Raw genomic sequence first — 14,330 nt, 5'->3', positions numbered from 1 at the left:
AATCGATTAATTGCTTGAATGGTCGAAAATTGTCTGACATGAACTCCGGCGATATGTAGGAATCCTAAGACAATTCGTGATATTTGAGGCCTGGTCACATCCTCGAATCCCGTCATGGGCTTCTGAGAATAGAACCAGAGTATGACTGGACTGATACCAGAGAGGTACCAAAGCGGTGCCGTTTGGCTGCAGCAATACTCGGTAGCGCCTGTTTGCAGGCCGTGTCATTCGGACATCCTGAGGGCCGGGGAACGTGAACGATCTGAGAGCCCGCAGCCGGATCGAACGCGAGCTCAAGGTTGTGGCGGCGTGTGCATGGCCCTATCACAGCGACGATACGCAGGAACGATGCGGAGTGGCGATGACGGCCAAGATCCTGGTGAGCGCCTGTCTCGTAGGGCGACCGGTACGCTATGACGGGGCGGCGAAGACGCTGGATCATCCGGCCCTCGCGCGCTGGCGCGACGAAGGACGCCTCGTCGTCGTCTGCCCCGAGCTTGCCGGAGGGTTCAGCGTGCCCCGGCCGCCGGCCGAGATCGCCGAGGGGCTGTCGGGCCGCGATGTCCTGGCGGGCACCGCGCGCGTGGTCGACCGTAACGGCGCCGATGTGACCGCGCTCTATCTCGATGGGGCGCGGAGCGCTCTGGCCTTGGCGCGGGCGGAGGGCTGTCGCTTCGCGCTCTTGATCGACGGTAGCCCGTCCTGCGGCAGTGCCTATATTTACGACGGCGCGTTCGCCGGGCGAAAACATGCCGGTGCCGGCGTCACGGCCGCACTCCTGCGGGCGGAAGGCCTGGAAGTTTTCACCCCGTCGGAAATCGCTGCTCTCGAGGCCAGGCTGGAAAGCGTCGACGCAGGCTGAAGGAGGGGCCGCCCGCATCAGGCCAGATCTTTCTCCATATAGACCCTGCGCAAGCCCTTTTCCTCGACGCGATGGGTTTCGACATAGCCGCTACGGGCGTAGAGCGCGATATTCTCCGTCATCGCCTCATTGGTGTAGAGCCTGATCTGCCGATAGGCCGCTTCGCGGGCGAGGTTTTCGGCAGCCTGGAGCAGGCGGCGGCCCAATCCTCGGCCCTGCGCTGCGGGAGCGACGGCGATATTGTCCAGAAGCATCACATCCTCTTGGGGGATCAGGACGAGGATGCCCAGGACATTGCCGTCGAGAGGGCTCACGCGCACACGCCCTGCGCGCACCAGCGCGGCATAATCATCGAGCATCGGTCCGGGCTTGCGACCGATGCGTGCGATATAGGGCGTGTATGCCGCCTCGACGATATGTTCGATGGCCGGAAGGTCGGCGGTGGTGGCCAGGCGCAGGGCTTGGACCATGATGTCCTCCTGAAGAACGGCGGGCGACATCCCCGCTCTCTCCGGTCGCCGGCCGGAGAGAGCGGCCGTCGTCAGGTTTGCACACGCTCCAAGAGGGCGCGCCGGATGGCAATCTCCACGGGTGAATAGTCGCCGTCCTCGCGCTGCAGCCGGAAAGGCTCCTTTGGCATCAGGGGAGGTTGGGCCAGAAAGCGCGGCGCCGAGCCCCGATGTTTCTGGGCAGCGTGTACCAGGAACGGATGGCAGAGATAGACCGTGCCGGCCTCACCCGTGGCCAGCGTCTGCTGCCGCCGGGCGCCCATCTGTTCCAGATCCATGTGCGAGCGGCCGGCCTCGCCTGCCGGTGCGAGATAACGAGCCATGTCCAGATGCGAGCCGACACGGATGCGGGTCGGTGCATCCTCGGGCCCGATATCGGAGAACAGGAACAGCATGAGCAGAGCCCGCCCGCGCGAGGTGATGTTCACGCGCCAGGCCGAGAAGTCGGTGCGCTCATTGGGATCGCAGTCCTCGCCTGGAAAGGAGAGGTCGACATGCCAGCCGGCGTCACCCGGATCGTCCGGATGGGGAAAGCGCACCGGGAAACTGCCGAGCCCGTCGCGCGGATACCAGCGCCCGCTGCCGACGAGCTGGTCGAAGGCGGATCTGAGGACGGGCGTATTGGCTGCCTCCTGGAACGGGCCGCCGCCATAGCCGCCGAGCCGGATCACGGGGCTCGTCCAGGTGGCGGGATCGTCGGGATCGCAGGGGATGTCCCGCCATAGGATGGCGCGGACCTGGTCTGCCAGTTCGCGGGAAAAGGCCCCGTCGATCCGGACGAAGCCGTCTTCGATGAATCGTTCGATCTGCGCAGCATCGAGCGCGCATCCTTCCGGGTGTTTGGGCATGACAATCTCAATCATCGCGCCGTTCTGCCGACAGGGGCGAACGACGACAGCCGTGTGGTTCACGGCGACAGGTCCGGCGGAGCGGACCGGCGTCCAGTCTTCTGTCAGCCGCTAGCCGACGAGGAAGAAGACGGTGGCGACGTTGAATGTTTGCGTCATCATGGCCGCTCCAGCATAGGCATGCACGTGCGTGGGTCAACCACATCGCCGCTGTTTCTTCATACCAATCAGTGGCGCGGGCGTCCGAGCTGTTCTAAGCAGGGGCGGGCTCGACGCCCCAATCCATGCCGTATCGAGGAGACTTCAGATGACGTCCGCCGCTTCCGCTTCTGCCACGCCGAAATGGGTGACGTTATCAAGCCACCGAGCCTGGCTCTTGCAGCAGGCGGATACGCTGTTCTCCGTATTCGAACAGAACAGTCTCAATCCCCTCGGTGGCTTTTACGACCTCGACATGGCCTGCAAGCCGTTCGCGCCGGGACAGCCGCCCGGCAGCCGGCCGACTCGCCAGATCCATGCGACCACGCGCATGGTGCATTGCTTTGCCATCGCCCATCTGATGGGGCGCCCCGGCGCCGACGTGATGATCGATCACGGCATGGACTTCATCTGGAACGGCCATCGCGACAAGGACAAGGGCGGCTATTTCTGGGGCGTCGGCTATGAAGGGCCGACCGATGATACCAAGCAGGCCTATGGCCATGCCTTCGTGCTGCTCGCAGCCTCCAGCGCCAAGGTCGCCGGACACCCCGACGCCGACCGGCTGCTGGCAGACATCTCCACCATACTGGATGAGCATTTCTGGGAGGCAGGCCCCGGCGCCACCGCGGAGGAGTTCACGCGGGACTGGCAGCCCTTCGACAATTATCGCGGCCAGAACTCGAACATGCACCTGACCGAAGCCCTGATGGCAGCCTTCGAGGCAACCGGCGACAACACCTATCTCAATAAGGCCGAGCGCATCGCCGACCTGATCGTGCGGCGCCACGCCGCCGAGAATGGCTGGCATCTGCCCGAGCATTTCAGCCAGGATTGGCAACTCAACAAGGACTATTCCGGCAGCCCGGTCTTCCGTCCCTACGGCACCACGCCAGGGCACTGGCTGGAATGGGCCCGTCTTTTGCTGCAGCTCTGGGAACTGGGCGGGCGCAAGTTGACCTGGCTGCCCGACGCTGCTGCCAACCTGTTCCGCCAGGCCGTCAAGGACGGCTGGGACCACGAGAAGGGCGGCTTCTACTATACGCTCGACTGGACCGGCGCGGCGCGCATTCGCGATCGCTATTGGTGGCCCTGCTGCGAGGGTATCGGCGCGGCGGCTTTCCTCAACGCCACTGATGGCGACGGTTACTACGAAGAATGGTACCGTACTATCTGGAACTTCAGCGCCGCCCGCTTCATCGACAAGGTACATGGCGGCTGGTTCCCCCAGCTCGGCGACGACCTCAAGCCCAACACCGGCCCGTTCTACGGCAAGGTCGACATCTATCACGCTCTCCAGGCCTGCCTCATTCCGCTGCTGCCTACCACAGGCAGCATCACGCGCGGGCTGATCACCGAGGGGGTGAAGATCTAGGGCGGCGCGCCACTCGTTTCCTCACCTCACTCGCTGTCGGACTGGTTCACCGGATGTGCCTTGACGAAGGCGGGATGTCCTTCGGCCTCGGCCTCGACGCGGCGGATGCGAGGATAGGCGTCGAGCGGCACGCCGAAGCGGCGGGCGGCGTAGAGCTGCGGGATGAGATAGACATCGGCCAGCCCCGGTGTTTCGCCGAAGCAATAGGGGCCGTCGCCGATCAACGCCTCGACTGCCTTCAGCCCCGAGCCGGCCCAGGTCGCGATCCAGGCGTCGACCTCCGGCTCGGCCTGGCCGAGCGTCCGGCGCAGATAGGTCAGCGGGCCGAGATTGTGCAAAGGCTGGATGTCGCAGCCAATGATGGCGGCGACGGCGCGCACCTTGGCTCTCCGCGTGGGGTCGGAAGGCAGCAGTGGCGGTACCGGATAGGTTTCTTCGAGATATTCGATGATGGCAGGGGATTGGGTCAAAGCATTGCCGTCATCGAGCACCAGCGTGGGCACGCGCTCCTGCGGATTGAGAGCCCGATAGGCCTCGCCATGCTGTTCGCCGCCACTGCGCACGAGATGAATGAAGGCCTGTTCCGTTTCCAGGCCCTTGAGGGCAAGGGCGATCCGGACCCGATAGGACGAGGTGGAACGCCAATAGGTGTAGAGTTTCATGGTCGCGTTGCCTTCCTGTCATGGCGATGCGCAGAGCCAATACGCAAGAAATCCGGTGTGCCAATCTCCTCAGTTCCATCACGTGACGGAGCGAGATCGGCACACCAAACCCGCGCCAGCCTCCATCCTTATGGCGAGACTATAGCGCTGGCCGGATCATCGCACGGCATTCCCCGAAGCCGATGGAGGCAAAGCCTTCGCGCCGGCAGCGGCCCTTGAGGATCACCTCGTCGCCATCCTCGAGGAAGCGCCGCTCCTCGCCCGTTTCGAGGCGGATGGGGTTCTTGCCGCTCTGACTGGCCTCGAGCAGGCTGCCGCAGGCGTCCTGTCCAGGCCCCGAAATGGTGCCCGTACCGATGAGATCGCCCGGGCGCAGATTGCAGCCATTGGAGCTGTGATGGGCTAGCATCTGCGCTACGGTCCAATACATGTGCCTGGCATTGGAGCGAGCCAGGCAATGGGCTGCGAGCTCCTGGCTGCGCAATTCGGCAGTCGTCAGCAGGACCTCCAATTCGATATCGAAAGCGCCCAGGGCCTGGTCGCCTGCATCGTTGAGATAGGCAAGCGGCGCCGGATCGCCCGCGGGGCGGGGCGCCTGCGCGATGCGGAAGGGGGCAAGCGCTTCGGCCGTGACGATCCAGGGCGAGATGGTGGTGGCGAAACTTTTGGCGAGGAAGGGGCCGAGAGGCTGATATTCCCAGGCCTGGATGTCGCGGGCCGACCAGTCGTTGAGCAGGCAGAGGCCTGCGATCTGGTCGCCTGCGGCCGATATCCCGATCGGGGCGCCGAGGTCGTTGCCGGGTCCGACCCACACGCCGAGTTCGAGCTCATAGTCGAGCCGTGCACTCGGGCCGAAGACGGGAATCTCGGCCTCCGGCCGTTTCGACTGGCCGCGCGGGCGCTGGATCGTCGTTCCCGACGCAAGGACGGAGGAGGCACGGCCGTGATAGCCGATCGGCACATATTTGTAGTTGGGCAGGAGCGGATTGTCGGGGCGGAACAGCTTGCCCACCGCGGTGGCGTGGTGGATGCCGACATAGAAGTCGGTGTAGTCGCCGATCCGGGCCGGCAGCTGGAGCAAGCAGTCGGATGCCTTGTACAGCAAAGGCTCTACCCTGGGACGCAGCGAGCTGGCTTCGGCCAGGAGGCTGGAGAGCGCCTGGCGCAGGGCACGCCGTGGGCCAGGGCCTAGGGCCAGCAAGCCGTTGAGGTCGTTGCCCCGGCTGGCTTCGGCGGCCCGTTCGGCGGCGCCGCTGAGCAGGCCGCCATCGAGGACGGCGCGCAGGTCGAGGATGGCATCGCCGATGGCGACGCCAGCGCGCGGCGTCGCGCCTCCGGGGCTGAAGATGCCGAGCGGCAGGTTCTGGATCGGGAAATCGGCATGGCCGTTCGCGGAGGCGACCCAACTGGTCAAAGCGGGGTCATGGGTCTGATCGAGCTGTGACATCAGGGCCTGTTGGGGTCGAAGTGCTTGGTCATCTTGTGGCCGTAGCCGCCATAGTCCTTCTGCAGGGCGTCGGAGCCGGCGGCATAGGCGGACACGCGCTGCGGAAAGCGGCATTCGAACATGAAGGCCAGCGTATTTTCCAGCCGGTGCGGCTTGAGTTCGACACAGCTCGCTTTCTCGAAGGCGTCCAGATCAGGGCCATGGGGTAGCATCATGTTGTGCAACGAGGCGCCGCCCGGCACGAAGCCGCCGCCAGTCTTGGCATCGTACTGGCCATAGACCAGGCCCATGAATTCGCTCATCACGTTCATATGATACCAGGGCGGCCGGAAGGTGTTCTCGGCCACCAGCCAGCGATCCGGGAAGATCACGAAATCGATATTGGCGGTGCCGGGCGTTTCCGAGGGCGAGGTCAGCACGGTGAAGATGGACGGGTCGGCGTGGTCGTAGAGCACCGGCCCGATCGGTGAATAGCGCCTGAGATCATATTTGTAGGGCGCATAATTGCCGTGCCAGGCCACCACGTCGAGCGGCGACTGGTTGATCGCGGCGGACCAGAGAATGCCGCCCCATTTGACATAGAGGCGAGAGGGCACCTCCCGGTCCTCATAGGCGGCGACAGGGGTGAGGAAGTCGCGCGGGTTGGCGAGGCAATTTGCCCCGATCGGGCCGCGTTCGGGCAGCGTGAGGGCGCCCCCGTAATTCTCGCACAGATAGCCGCGGGCCGGGCCATCCCGGAGCTCGACCCGGATCTTCACGCCACGCGGGATGACGGCGATCTCGCCCGGCTCGATATCGATGATGCCGAACTCCGTCGCGAGGCGCAGCGAACCCTGCTGCGGCACGAAGAGCAACTCGCCATCGGCATTGTAGAAATAGTCGTCCACCATCGAGCGGGTGATCAGATAGACGTGAGCACCCATGCCGGAATGGGTGGCGGCGTCGCCGGCCGTGGTCAAGGTGTGCACGCCGTTGAGGAAGGAAACCGGTTCGGCCGGGATGGGGAGCGGATCCCAGCGTAGCGGCGCGATCGGAACCTCGACCTCGGGGGCGGGCGCGGTGCGCCAGAAACCGATATCGGCCTTGGTGAACGCGCCCCAATGGCTCACCGTTGGCCGGATGCGGTAGAGCCAGGAGCGCTCATTGGTGGTGCGCGGTGCCGTGAAAGGCGAGCCGCTGAGCTGCTCGGCATAAAGCCCATAGGCGCAGCGCTGGGGGGAGTTGCGGCCGAGGGGCAGGGCGCCCGGGAGTGCCTCGGTTTCGAAGCCGTTGCCGAAGCCCGACATGTAGCCGGCCTGGATAGCGCTGACGGCCTCGCCTTTTCGATCGCTGTCTGGTCGGGGAGACTGGAGATCCATGATCGCCTCCTGAATTCGAACGTTCCTGATATAATCGTTGCGTTTGTAACCATCAAAGGTGCGTCCGGTGCTGCAGATCCTCCTGCCCGAAGGGACTGGCGCTGGGCTGCTTGGAGGCGTCGCCATCTGCGGCTCTACCACGGGTCTCCGGCGTCAATATGAGCACCAGCAGGGCCGGCACGACCATCAAGGCCGCATAGATGGCGACTGACATCGGCGTACCCGTGCGCCCGATCAGGAGAGCACCAATCAGCGGCGCGACCGAACCGCCGAGCACGGATGCGGCCTGATAGGAGGCGGAGAGGGCCGTGTAGCGCACGCGCGTCGGGAACATCTCGGTGACATAGGGGGCAAGGCCGCCCAGCAGGAACCCGTGGGCGCACAGGGCCGGGATGGCGCGAAGGTAGAGAGCCGATGGCGCCTCACCCTTCGCGAGGGTGAACAGGGCAAAGGCGGCGGCCGTGGCCCCGACGAAGCCTGCGATCATCACGGGCCGGCGCCCGATGCGGTCGCTAAGCCAGCCCGAACCGAGGATGACGGGCAGGGAGGCGAGCGAAGCGACGAGGACGACATCGATGGCCTGGGCACGGCTGAGCCCGAGCCGGGTGGTCGCCAGCAGCAGGACGAAGGTCGAGAACAGATAGAGCAGGGTGTTCTCGGCTGCCTTGACGAAGAAGACCTTGGCCATCGACAGTTTCTGGGTGGCAAAGGCTTCGGCCAGCGGCGCATGGGCGATTTCGGTTTCCGACTTGATCTCGAGGAAGGCCGGCGATTCATCCACCTGCCGGCGGGCCCAGAACCCGAGGGCGATCAGCACGATCGAAAGCAGGAAGGGAATGCGCCAGCCCCAGGCCAGGAAGGCCTCCTCGCCGAGCCAGAGCTGCACGAGGCCGAGGATGCCGAGGGCGAGGACATTGGCGGCCGGGCCGCTCGCCATCGGAAAGCTGGTCCAGAAACCGCGATGCCGGGCCGGCATAGATTCGGCCACGATCGTCAGTGCGCCGGTTGCCTCGCCGCCGACCGCAACGCCTTGGAAGATGCGGATGAGCAGGAGCAGGAGAGGAGCGGCGACGCCGAGGGTGTCATAGGTCGGCAGGAGGCCGATGGCGACGGTGGCCACGCCCATCATCAACAGGCTGACGATCAGCGTGTTCTTGCGGCCGAGCCGGTCACCGATCACGCCGAAGACGATACCGCCGAAGGGGCGGGCGAGGAAGCCGGCCGCAAAGGTGCCGAGGCCGAGTAGGGTACCCACGAAAGGATCGTCGGCAGGAAAGAACACCTTGTTGAAGACGAGCACGGTGCTCGCGGCGAAGATGAAGAAATCATACCATTCCAGTGTCGAGCCCAATGTGGCGGCAAGCATCACCTTCAGGCGGGACGCCATCGAAGCCATCTTCATCCTCCCGGTCGCGGATCTTTGGTTATGCGACCTCCCGAAGAGAAGCGGCCGCTCATTTATGAAGTTGCAGTTGTAACTGTCGATAATGTAACTATCAAAGCATGGCCAAGCTCACCCTCGAGAACTTTCTGCCCTATCGGCTCAACCGTATAGGAGCGGCGGTATCGCGCGACTTTCGGGCGGTCTATGGCCCGGAACACGACCTGACGGTGCCCGAATGGCGGGTGCTGGCGACATTGGGCGAATTCGACGAGATGGGCGCGAAGGCGATCGGTGCCCATTCCTCCATGCACAAGACCAAGGTCAGCCGCGCCGTGCGAGCGCTGGAGGAACGCCGCTGGCTCAAACGCCGCGAGAGCATGGAAGACAGGCGCGAGGAGATCCTCAGCCTCACGCCGCTGGGGCGGCGGGTCTATGCCGAGATCGTGCCGCGGGCGCTAGCGTTCGAAGCCGCCTTGCTGGCGGCCCTTGGCCCGGAGGCCAAGGCGCTGTTGTGGGGCCTCGACAAGCTCGAAGCCAGCATGGACCTGCGCTGAGCCTGCCGGGTTTGGAGCGGATGGAATCTCATGCAGGCCGATGTTGGGCTGTCCGGGCTGGCATCCCTCCATCCGCCTCCTGCTGCCGATCGGCGGGAAGGCGCCATCCCTTGACGATGCCATAGATGGCGGGAATTACCACCAGGGTCAGCAGGGTCGAGGAAACCATGCCGCCGATCATGGGAACCGCGATGCGCTGCATCACCTCCGATCCGGCGCCCGTACTCCACACGATGGGGATGAGCCCGGCCATGATGGCGATGACCGTCATCATCTTGGGGCGAACCCGTTCCACGGCACCCAGCATGATCGCCTCGCGAAGATCCGCCCTGGTAAAGGGCTGCTCCTTGCCGGATCGCTCCGCCTTCACCTCGGCCAGGGCCTGCTGCAGGTAGATCAGCATGACGACGCCGGTCTCCGCCGCGACGCCGGCCAGCGCGATGAAGCCGACGGCAACCGCAACGGACATGTTGAAGCCAAGCCACCACATCAGCCAGATGCCGCCGACCAGGGCAAAGGGCAGCGACAGCATGACGATCAGCGTCTCCGTCAGGCGGCGGAAGTTGAGGTAGAGCAGCAGGAAGATGATGAGCAGCGTGACAGGCACGACGATCTTCATCCGGGCCTCGGCGCGCCGGAGATATTCATATTGGCCGCTCCAGCCGATTGAATAGCCCGGAGGCAGCACGATTTTCGCGGCCACGGCCTTCTGCGCCTCGGCGACATAGCCGCCGAGATCGCGCCCGTCGATATCCACGAAGATATAGGTTGCGAGCTGGCCGTTCTCCGTGCGGATGGAGGTCGCACCCCGCGTGAGTTCAACCTTCGCCACCTCGCCCAACGGGATCGTGCCGCCGCCCGGGAGGGGAACTTGCACGTCGGCGGCAATGGCCTGGCGGTTGGAGCGCAGATCGCGTGGATAGCGGATGTTCACGCCATAGCGTTCCCGCCCTTCCACCGTTGTCGTCACGGTCTCGCCGCCGAGGGCCGTGGCGATGACGTCCTGGACGTCGCCTACGGCGAGCCCGTAGCGGCCGAGTGCGTCCCGGTCGGGCACGATGTCGAGATAATAGCCGCCGATGACCCGCTCGGCATAGGCGCTGGAGGTGCCCGGCACGGTTTTGAGAATGGCCTCGATCTGGCGGGCGATCTTTTCCATCTCGGCAAGATCAGTGCCGAAGACCTTGACGCCGACGGGTGTTCGAATGCCGGTCGAGAGCATGTCGATACGGGCGCGAATCGGCATGGTCCAGGCGTTCGATACGCCCGGAAATTGCAGGGCCTTGTCCATCTCGGACTTGAGGCTGTCGAGGGTGATGCCCGGCCGCCATTGCTCCTTGGGCTTGAGATTGATGATGGTCTCGAACATTTCGGTGGGGGCGGGGTCGGTCGCCGTCGCGGCGCGTCCCGCCTTGCCGTAGACCGAAGCAACCTCGGGGAAAGACTTGATGATGCGGTCCTGCATCTGCAGCAATTCGCCGGCCTTGGTGATCGAGATGCCGGGCAGGGTGGTCGGCATATACATCAGGGTGCCCTCGTCCAGCGACGGCATGAATTCGGAGCCGAGCTGACGCGCGGGCCAGATGCTGAGGGCCAGCGCCGCCACGGCGAGAATGATGGTGAGGGTCTTGGCTTTAAGGACTCCGCGAATGACCGGCCGGTAGAGCCAGATCAGGAGGCGGTTGATCGGATTCCTGTGCTCGGGAATGATCCTGCCGCGCACGAAGATCACCATCAGTGCCGGTACCAGCGTGATCGACAGGAGGGCGGCGGCGGCCATCGCGAAGGTCTTGGTGAAGGCGAGCGGCCCGAACAGGCGTCCCTCCTGCGATTCCAGCGTGAAGATGGGCAGGAAGGAGACGGTGATGATCAGCAGGCTGAAGAACAGGGCCGGGCCGACTTCACTTGCCGCATTGACGAGGATCTGAATACGGGACTGGCCAGGCGCAGCGCGTTCGAGATGCTTATGCGCGTTCTCGATCATGACGATGGCGGCATCGATCATTGCGCCGACGGCAATGGCGATCCCGCCGAGACTCATGATGTTGGAGCCAAGGCCGATCAGCTTCATGGCACCGAACGCCATGAGGATGCCGACGGGGAGCATGAGGATGGCGACCAGGGCGCTACGCAGATGAAGAAGGAACACGACACAGACGAGGGCGACGATCACGCTCTCCTCGAACAGTGTTCTCTTGAGCGTTTCAATCGCCGCTTCGATCAGGTGGGAGCGATCATAGACCGGGACGATCTCGGTTCCCTTGGGCAGGCTTGCGGCGATGTCGGCGAGGCGTTGCTTGGCATTGTCGATGACGGTCAGGGCATTGGCGCCGAAGCGCTGCAAGACGATGCCGCCAGCCACTTCTCCCTCGCCGTTGAGTTCGGTGATGCCGCGGCGCTCGTCCGGCCCGATTTCGACGCGGGCGACGTCCTTGAGACGCAGCGGTACGCCGGCGCTGGTCCTGAGCACGATGTTCTCGAGGTCGGCCGGTGATTTGACGTAGCCGCGGCCGCGCACCATGAATTCGAATTCGGAAAGTTCCAGCGTGCGACCGCCCACGTCGCGATTGCTGGCCCGCACGGCGTCGCGCACCATCGACAGGGAGATGCCCTGGGCCTGCAGCCGCAGCGGATCCACCACGATGCTGTATTGCTTGACGAAGCCGCCGACGCTCGCGACCTCGGCCACGCCTTCCGCCTTCGAGGCGGCATAGCGCAGCTTCCAATCCTGCAGCGAGCGCAGTTCGGCGAGCGACATGACCTTGGAGGTGACGGCATATTGATAGACCCAGCCGACCCCGGTGGCATCAGGGCCGAGGCGCGGGGTGACACCGGCTGGCAGGCGCTGCGCCGCAGCGTTGAGATATTCGAGAACCCGGCTGCGAGCCCAGTAGGGATCGGTGCCATCTTCGAAGATCACATAGACGAAGGAGACGCCGAAGAAGGAGAAGCCGCGCACCACCTTCGACTTCGGGACCGTCAGCATCGCTGTCGTCAGCGGATAGGTGACCTGGTCTTCGACGACCTGTGGCGCCTGGCCGGCATAGTCGGTGTAGACGATGACCTGGACGTCGGAGAGATCGGGAATGGCATCGAGGGGCAGCGTCTTCAAAGCATAGAGCCCGGATGCGACGGCAAAGGCGGTGCCGACGAGGATCAGCACGAGGTTGCGTGCGGACCAGGCGATCAGCCGGGCGATCATGGCGTGGCCTCCGGACTGGTCATGCCGTTCAGCGCGGCCTTGAGGTTGCTTTCGGCGTCGATGAGGAAGGTTGCGGCCGTCACCACGCGGTCACCCGCCGCAACGCCGTCGCGGATTTCGACGAAGCCGCCGCCCTGGGCGCCGACTTTGACTACTCGCGGCTCGAAACGCCCGTCTCCCTTGGCAAGGATGACCGTTTGGCGCGTGCCGGTGTCGATCACGGCGCTGTCGGAGACGGTCACCGCCTCCTTCGCGTTACCGGTCGCGATCTCCACATCGGCATACATGTCGGGCAGCAGAAGGCCTCCCGGGTTCGCGAGCTCGATCCGCACCTTGGCGGTGCGGGTTTCCTTGGCCACTTCCGGATAGATCAACGCGATCCGTCCGTCGAAGACGCGGCTCGGCAGGCTGCGGATCCGAACGGTCACGAGGGCTCCGGGCCTGATGGCGCCGAGCTGATATTCGGGCACATCGGCCAGCACCCATACGGTCGAGATGTCGGCGAGGCGGAAGAGAATGTCGCCGGGCGCCGCTTTCATGCCTTCGGTGACGTTGCGCTGGAGCACGATGCCGTCTCGCTGGGCGCGCCATGTCATTGCTGGCGGCACCTTCCGGTTTCGTTCGAGTTCGGCGATGGCTTCGGGAGGGACACCGAGATTTTCCAGCCGCTGCCGTGCGCCGCCGCCCGTTCCTCCACGCCCGCCATTGCCAAGCTCGGTGAGGAACTGGGCGCCGGCAGCGGCGATTTCGGGCGAGTAGAGCTGAAGGAGCGGTTCGCCCCTGGCGATCCGATCGCCCGTCGTCACATCCGAGACCTTGGTGATGAAGGCATCCGAACGCGTGGCGACCACGCTGATGCGACGCTCGTCGAGCTGCACGCTACCCGGGACGCGCACGGGCCGGACGAGCGCGCGCATTGCCGCAATCTCCGTGCGGACGCCCGTCTGCTGCTGCCTGCCTGCTGCGACCCGGACGGTTCCCGTTTCCGGTTCTTCCCCGGCACGGACGGGGATGTAGTCCATGCCCATGGAATCCTTCTTCGGAACCGGCGACGTGTCCGCGAGGCCCATGGGGTTGCGGTAATAAAGGATGGGACGGGGGGCTACGATGGCGGGTGCCGGGCGCGCGTCGGTAGGCTTCTCGTCGAAGCTTACCTCCTCGCTGGCGTGGACGGCAACGAAGTCTCGGCCATCCGCTGTCCTGGCCGGCGTTGCCGAATAGGCGGGAGATCCATCGGGCGCGCGATAATAGATTACCGGCCCGGTAGGCCCTGCTGCCGCACTCGCCATGGGCGACGAAGGCCCGCCGGTCAGTGCGAGCATTTGCTGCCAGGCCGTCGCGGAAAGGGCCGGGCCATGCCGGCCTGCCCAATAGCCGCCGGCTCCTGCCGCGATGATCGCGATGAGGACTAGGCTTGTTCGACCGACGCGGCTCATGGCACGGCCTTGAAGACGAGCTTGCTTTCGAGTGTTCCGGTTTCGCCCTGGAGCTTGGCGGCGAGCGACAGCCGCCATCCGCCCTCCATGCTCAGCCTTGCCTTGAATCGATAGATGCCGGGTTCATCGGATGTGATGGCTTCGATCGGGGCCTTCATCGCCGCCATGCCGTCCGGCGCCATGTCGACGCGCTGGGTGAAAATCACCGCGTTGGGGGCAGGCTTGCCAGAGCGCCTGTCGACGAGGCGTACGGCGATTTCCGATGTCTCGTTCAGCTTGACCTCGGGCTGGACGAGTTGAAATTCGTAGTCTGCGATATCGGCTCGCGCGGGGGAGGCGGTTGCGCAGGCAAGGCCGATCACTGCCGCAAGGGCGATGCGGTTGGTGCCAAATGACATCATGTCTGAAATATTCCGGGTTCACTCCTGGCCGACGAACGTCTCCCAAGCCTTTGCGATCCGCCGTAATCGACGAAAAACGCAAGAATGCGTCGGA

The 14,330-nt window shown here is 64.7% G+C and carries 12 protein-coding genes; 3 read left to right on the top strand and 9 right to left on the bottom strand.

Annotated elements, in window-relative coordinates; genetic code table 11:
* The first annotated feature begins 361 nt into the window (after positions 1-361).
* Positions 362-862: a 2-thiouracil desulfurase family protein gene (locus tag ACZYTC_RS11545; protein ID WP_488989998.1), complete on the top strand. Its 501-nt coding sequence runs from the start codon at positions 362-364 to the stop codon at positions 860-862.
* 17 nt (positions 863-879) lie between these two features.
* Here ACZYTC_RS11545 and ACZYTC_RS11540 read toward each other — a convergent pair whose 3' ends face one another.
* Complete coding sequence (locus ACZYTC_RS11540) at positions 880-1,332, bottom strand: GNAT family N-acetyltransferase (RefSeq protein WP_488989646.1); 453 nt, start codon at positions 1,330-1,332, stop codon at positions 880-882.
* A gap of 71 nt (positions 1,333-1,403) precedes the next feature.
* On the bottom strand, positions 1,404-2,219 hold the full coding sequence (locus ACZYTC_RS11535; protein WP_441772570.1) for a phytanoyl-CoA dioxygenase family protein: 816 nt from the start codon (positions 2,217-2,219) through the stop codon (positions 1,404-1,406).
* 307 nt (positions 2,220-2,526) lie between these two features.
* Here ACZYTC_RS11535 and ACZYTC_RS11530 point away from each other — a divergent pair, with 307 nt between their 5' ends.
* On the top strand, positions 2,527-3,792 hold the full coding sequence (locus tag ACZYTC_RS11530; RefSeq protein WP_488989645.1) for an AGE family epimerase/isomerase: 1,266 nt from the start codon (positions 2,527-2,529) through the stop codon (positions 3,790-3,792).
* A gap of 26 nt (positions 3,793-3,818) precedes the next feature.
* On the opposite strand, the gene maiA is transcribed toward ACZYTC_RS11530, so the two are convergent.
* The 4 genes from maiA to ACZYTC_RS11510 all read right to left on the bottom strand — a co-directional run bounded on the left by maiA (position 3,819) and on the right by ACZYTC_RS11510 (position 8,655).
* Positions 3,819-4,454: a maleylacetoacetate isomerase gene (gene maiA, locus ACZYTC_RS11525; RefSeq protein WP_488989644.1), complete on the bottom strand. Its 636-nt coding sequence runs from the start codon at positions 4,452-4,454 to the stop codon at positions 3,819-3,821.
* Positions 4,455-4,593: 139 nt separating this feature from the next.
* The gene (gene fahA, locus ACZYTC_RS11520; protein ID WP_488989643.1) at positions 4,594-5,901 is read right to left on the bottom strand and encodes a fumarylacetoacetase; all 1,308 of its coding nucleotides are present in this window, start codon (positions 5,899-5,901) and stop codon (positions 4,594-4,596) included.
* Positions 5,901-7,259 (bottom strand): homogentisate 1,2-dioxygenase, encoded by a 1,359-nt coding sequence (gene hmgA, locus ACZYTC_RS11515; protein ID WP_488989642.1) that lies wholly within the window; start codon positions 7,257-7,259, stop codon positions 5,901-5,903. The genes fahA and hmgA overlap by 1 nt, the downstream gene beginning before the upstream one ends.
* Before the next feature lie 52 nt (positions 7,260-7,311).
* Complete coding sequence (locus ACZYTC_RS11510; protein WP_488989641.1) at positions 7,312-8,655, bottom strand: MFS transporter; 1,344 nt, start codon at positions 8,653-8,655, stop codon at positions 7,312-7,314.
* 107 nt (positions 8,656-8,762) lie between these two features.
* On the opposite strand from ACZYTC_RS11510, the gene ACZYTC_RS11505 reads away from it, so the two are divergent.
* Complete coding sequence (locus ACZYTC_RS11505) at positions 8,763-9,197, top strand: MarR family winged helix-turn-helix transcriptional regulator (protein WP_488989640.1); 435 nt, start codon at positions 8,763-8,765, stop codon at positions 9,195-9,197.
* A gap of 28 nt (positions 9,198-9,225) precedes the next feature.
* Here ACZYTC_RS11505 and ACZYTC_RS11500 read toward each other — a convergent pair whose 3' ends face one another.
* Genes ACZYTC_RS11500 through ACZYTC_RS11490 form a run of 3 tightly spaced genes read right to left on the bottom strand, consistent with a single transcriptional unit; the run spans position 9,226 to position 14,236 of the window.
* On the bottom strand, positions 9,226-12,399 hold the full coding sequence (locus ACZYTC_RS11500; protein WP_488989639.1) for an efflux RND transporter permease subunit: 3,174 nt from the start codon (positions 12,397-12,399) through the stop codon (positions 9,226-9,228).
* Positions 12,396-13,835, bottom strand: coding sequence for an efflux RND transporter periplasmic adaptor subunit (locus ACZYTC_RS11495; protein ID WP_434955952.1), 1,440 nt, complete (start codon positions 13,833-13,835; stop codon positions 12,396-12,398). Before ACZYTC_RS11495 ends, ACZYTC_RS11500 begins: the two co-directional genes overlap by 4 nt.
* Positions 13,832-14,236 carry a FixH family protein gene (locus ACZYTC_RS11490; protein ID WP_434955953.1) on the bottom strand — a complete coding sequence of 135 codons (405 nt, stop codon included), beginning with the start codon at positions 14,234-14,236 and terminating at the stop codon, positions 13,832-13,834. The genes ACZYTC_RS11495 and ACZYTC_RS11490 overlap by 4 nt, the downstream gene beginning before the upstream one ends.
* Between the last annotated feature and the right edge of the window lie 94 nt (positions 14,237-14,330).

The organism is Labrys sp. F242 (genome assembly GCF_057813875.1).
This window is presented reverse-complemented; position numbering and strand designations above follow the sequence as displayed.

What these genes read in the sequence shown, in the direction of transcription:
- ACZYTC_RS11495 (WP_434955952.1), bottom strand. Translation starts at nt 13,835, where the DNA reads ATGAGCCGCGTCGGTCGAACAAGCCTAGTCCTCATCGCGATCATCGCG.
- hmgA (WP_488989642.1), bottom strand. Translation starts at nt 7,259, where the DNA reads ATGGATCTCCAGTCTCCCCGACCAGACAGCGATCGAAAAGGCGAGGCC.
- fahA (WP_488989643.1), bottom strand. Translation starts at nt 5,901, where the DNA reads ATGTCACAGCTCGATCAGACCCATGACCCCGCTTTGACCAGTTGGGTC.
- ACZYTC_RS11540 (WP_488989646.1), bottom strand. Translation starts at nt 1,332, where the DNA reads ATGGTCCAAGCCCTGCGCCTGGCCACCACCGCCGACCTTCCGGCCATC.
- ACZYTC_RS11545 (WP_488989998.1), top strand. Translation starts at nt 362, where the DNA reads ATGACGGCCAAGATCCTGGTGAGCGCCTGTCTCGTAGGGCGACCGGTA.
- ACZYTC_RS11500 (WP_488989639.1), bottom strand. Translation starts at nt 12,399, where the DNA reads ATGATCGCCCGGCTGATCGCCTGGTCCGCACGCAACCTCGTGCTGATC.
- ACZYTC_RS11530 (WP_488989645.1), top strand. Translation starts at nt 2,527, where the DNA reads ATGACGTCCGCCGCTTCCGCTTCTGCCACGCCGAAATGGGTGACGTTA.
- ACZYTC_RS11490 (WP_434955953.1), bottom strand. Translation starts at nt 14,236, where the DNA reads ATGATGTCATTTGGCACCAACCGCATCGCCCTTGCGGCAGTGATCGGC.
- maiA (WP_488989644.1), bottom strand. Translation starts at nt 4,454, where the DNA reads ATGAAACTCTACACCTATTGGCGTTCCACCTCGTCCTATCGGGTCCGG.
- ACZYTC_RS11510 (WP_488989641.1), bottom strand. Translation starts at nt 8,655, where the DNA reads ATGGCTTCGATGGCGTCCCGCCTGAAGGTGATGCTTGCCGCCACATTG.
- ACZYTC_RS11505 (WP_488989640.1), top strand. Translation starts at nt 8,763, where the DNA reads ATGGCCAAGCTCACCCTCGAGAACTTTCTGCCCTATCGGCTCAACCGT.
- ACZYTC_RS11535 (WP_441772570.1), bottom strand. Translation starts at nt 2,219, where the DNA reads ATGCCCAAACACCCGGAAGGATGCGCGCTCGATGCTGCGCAGATCGAA.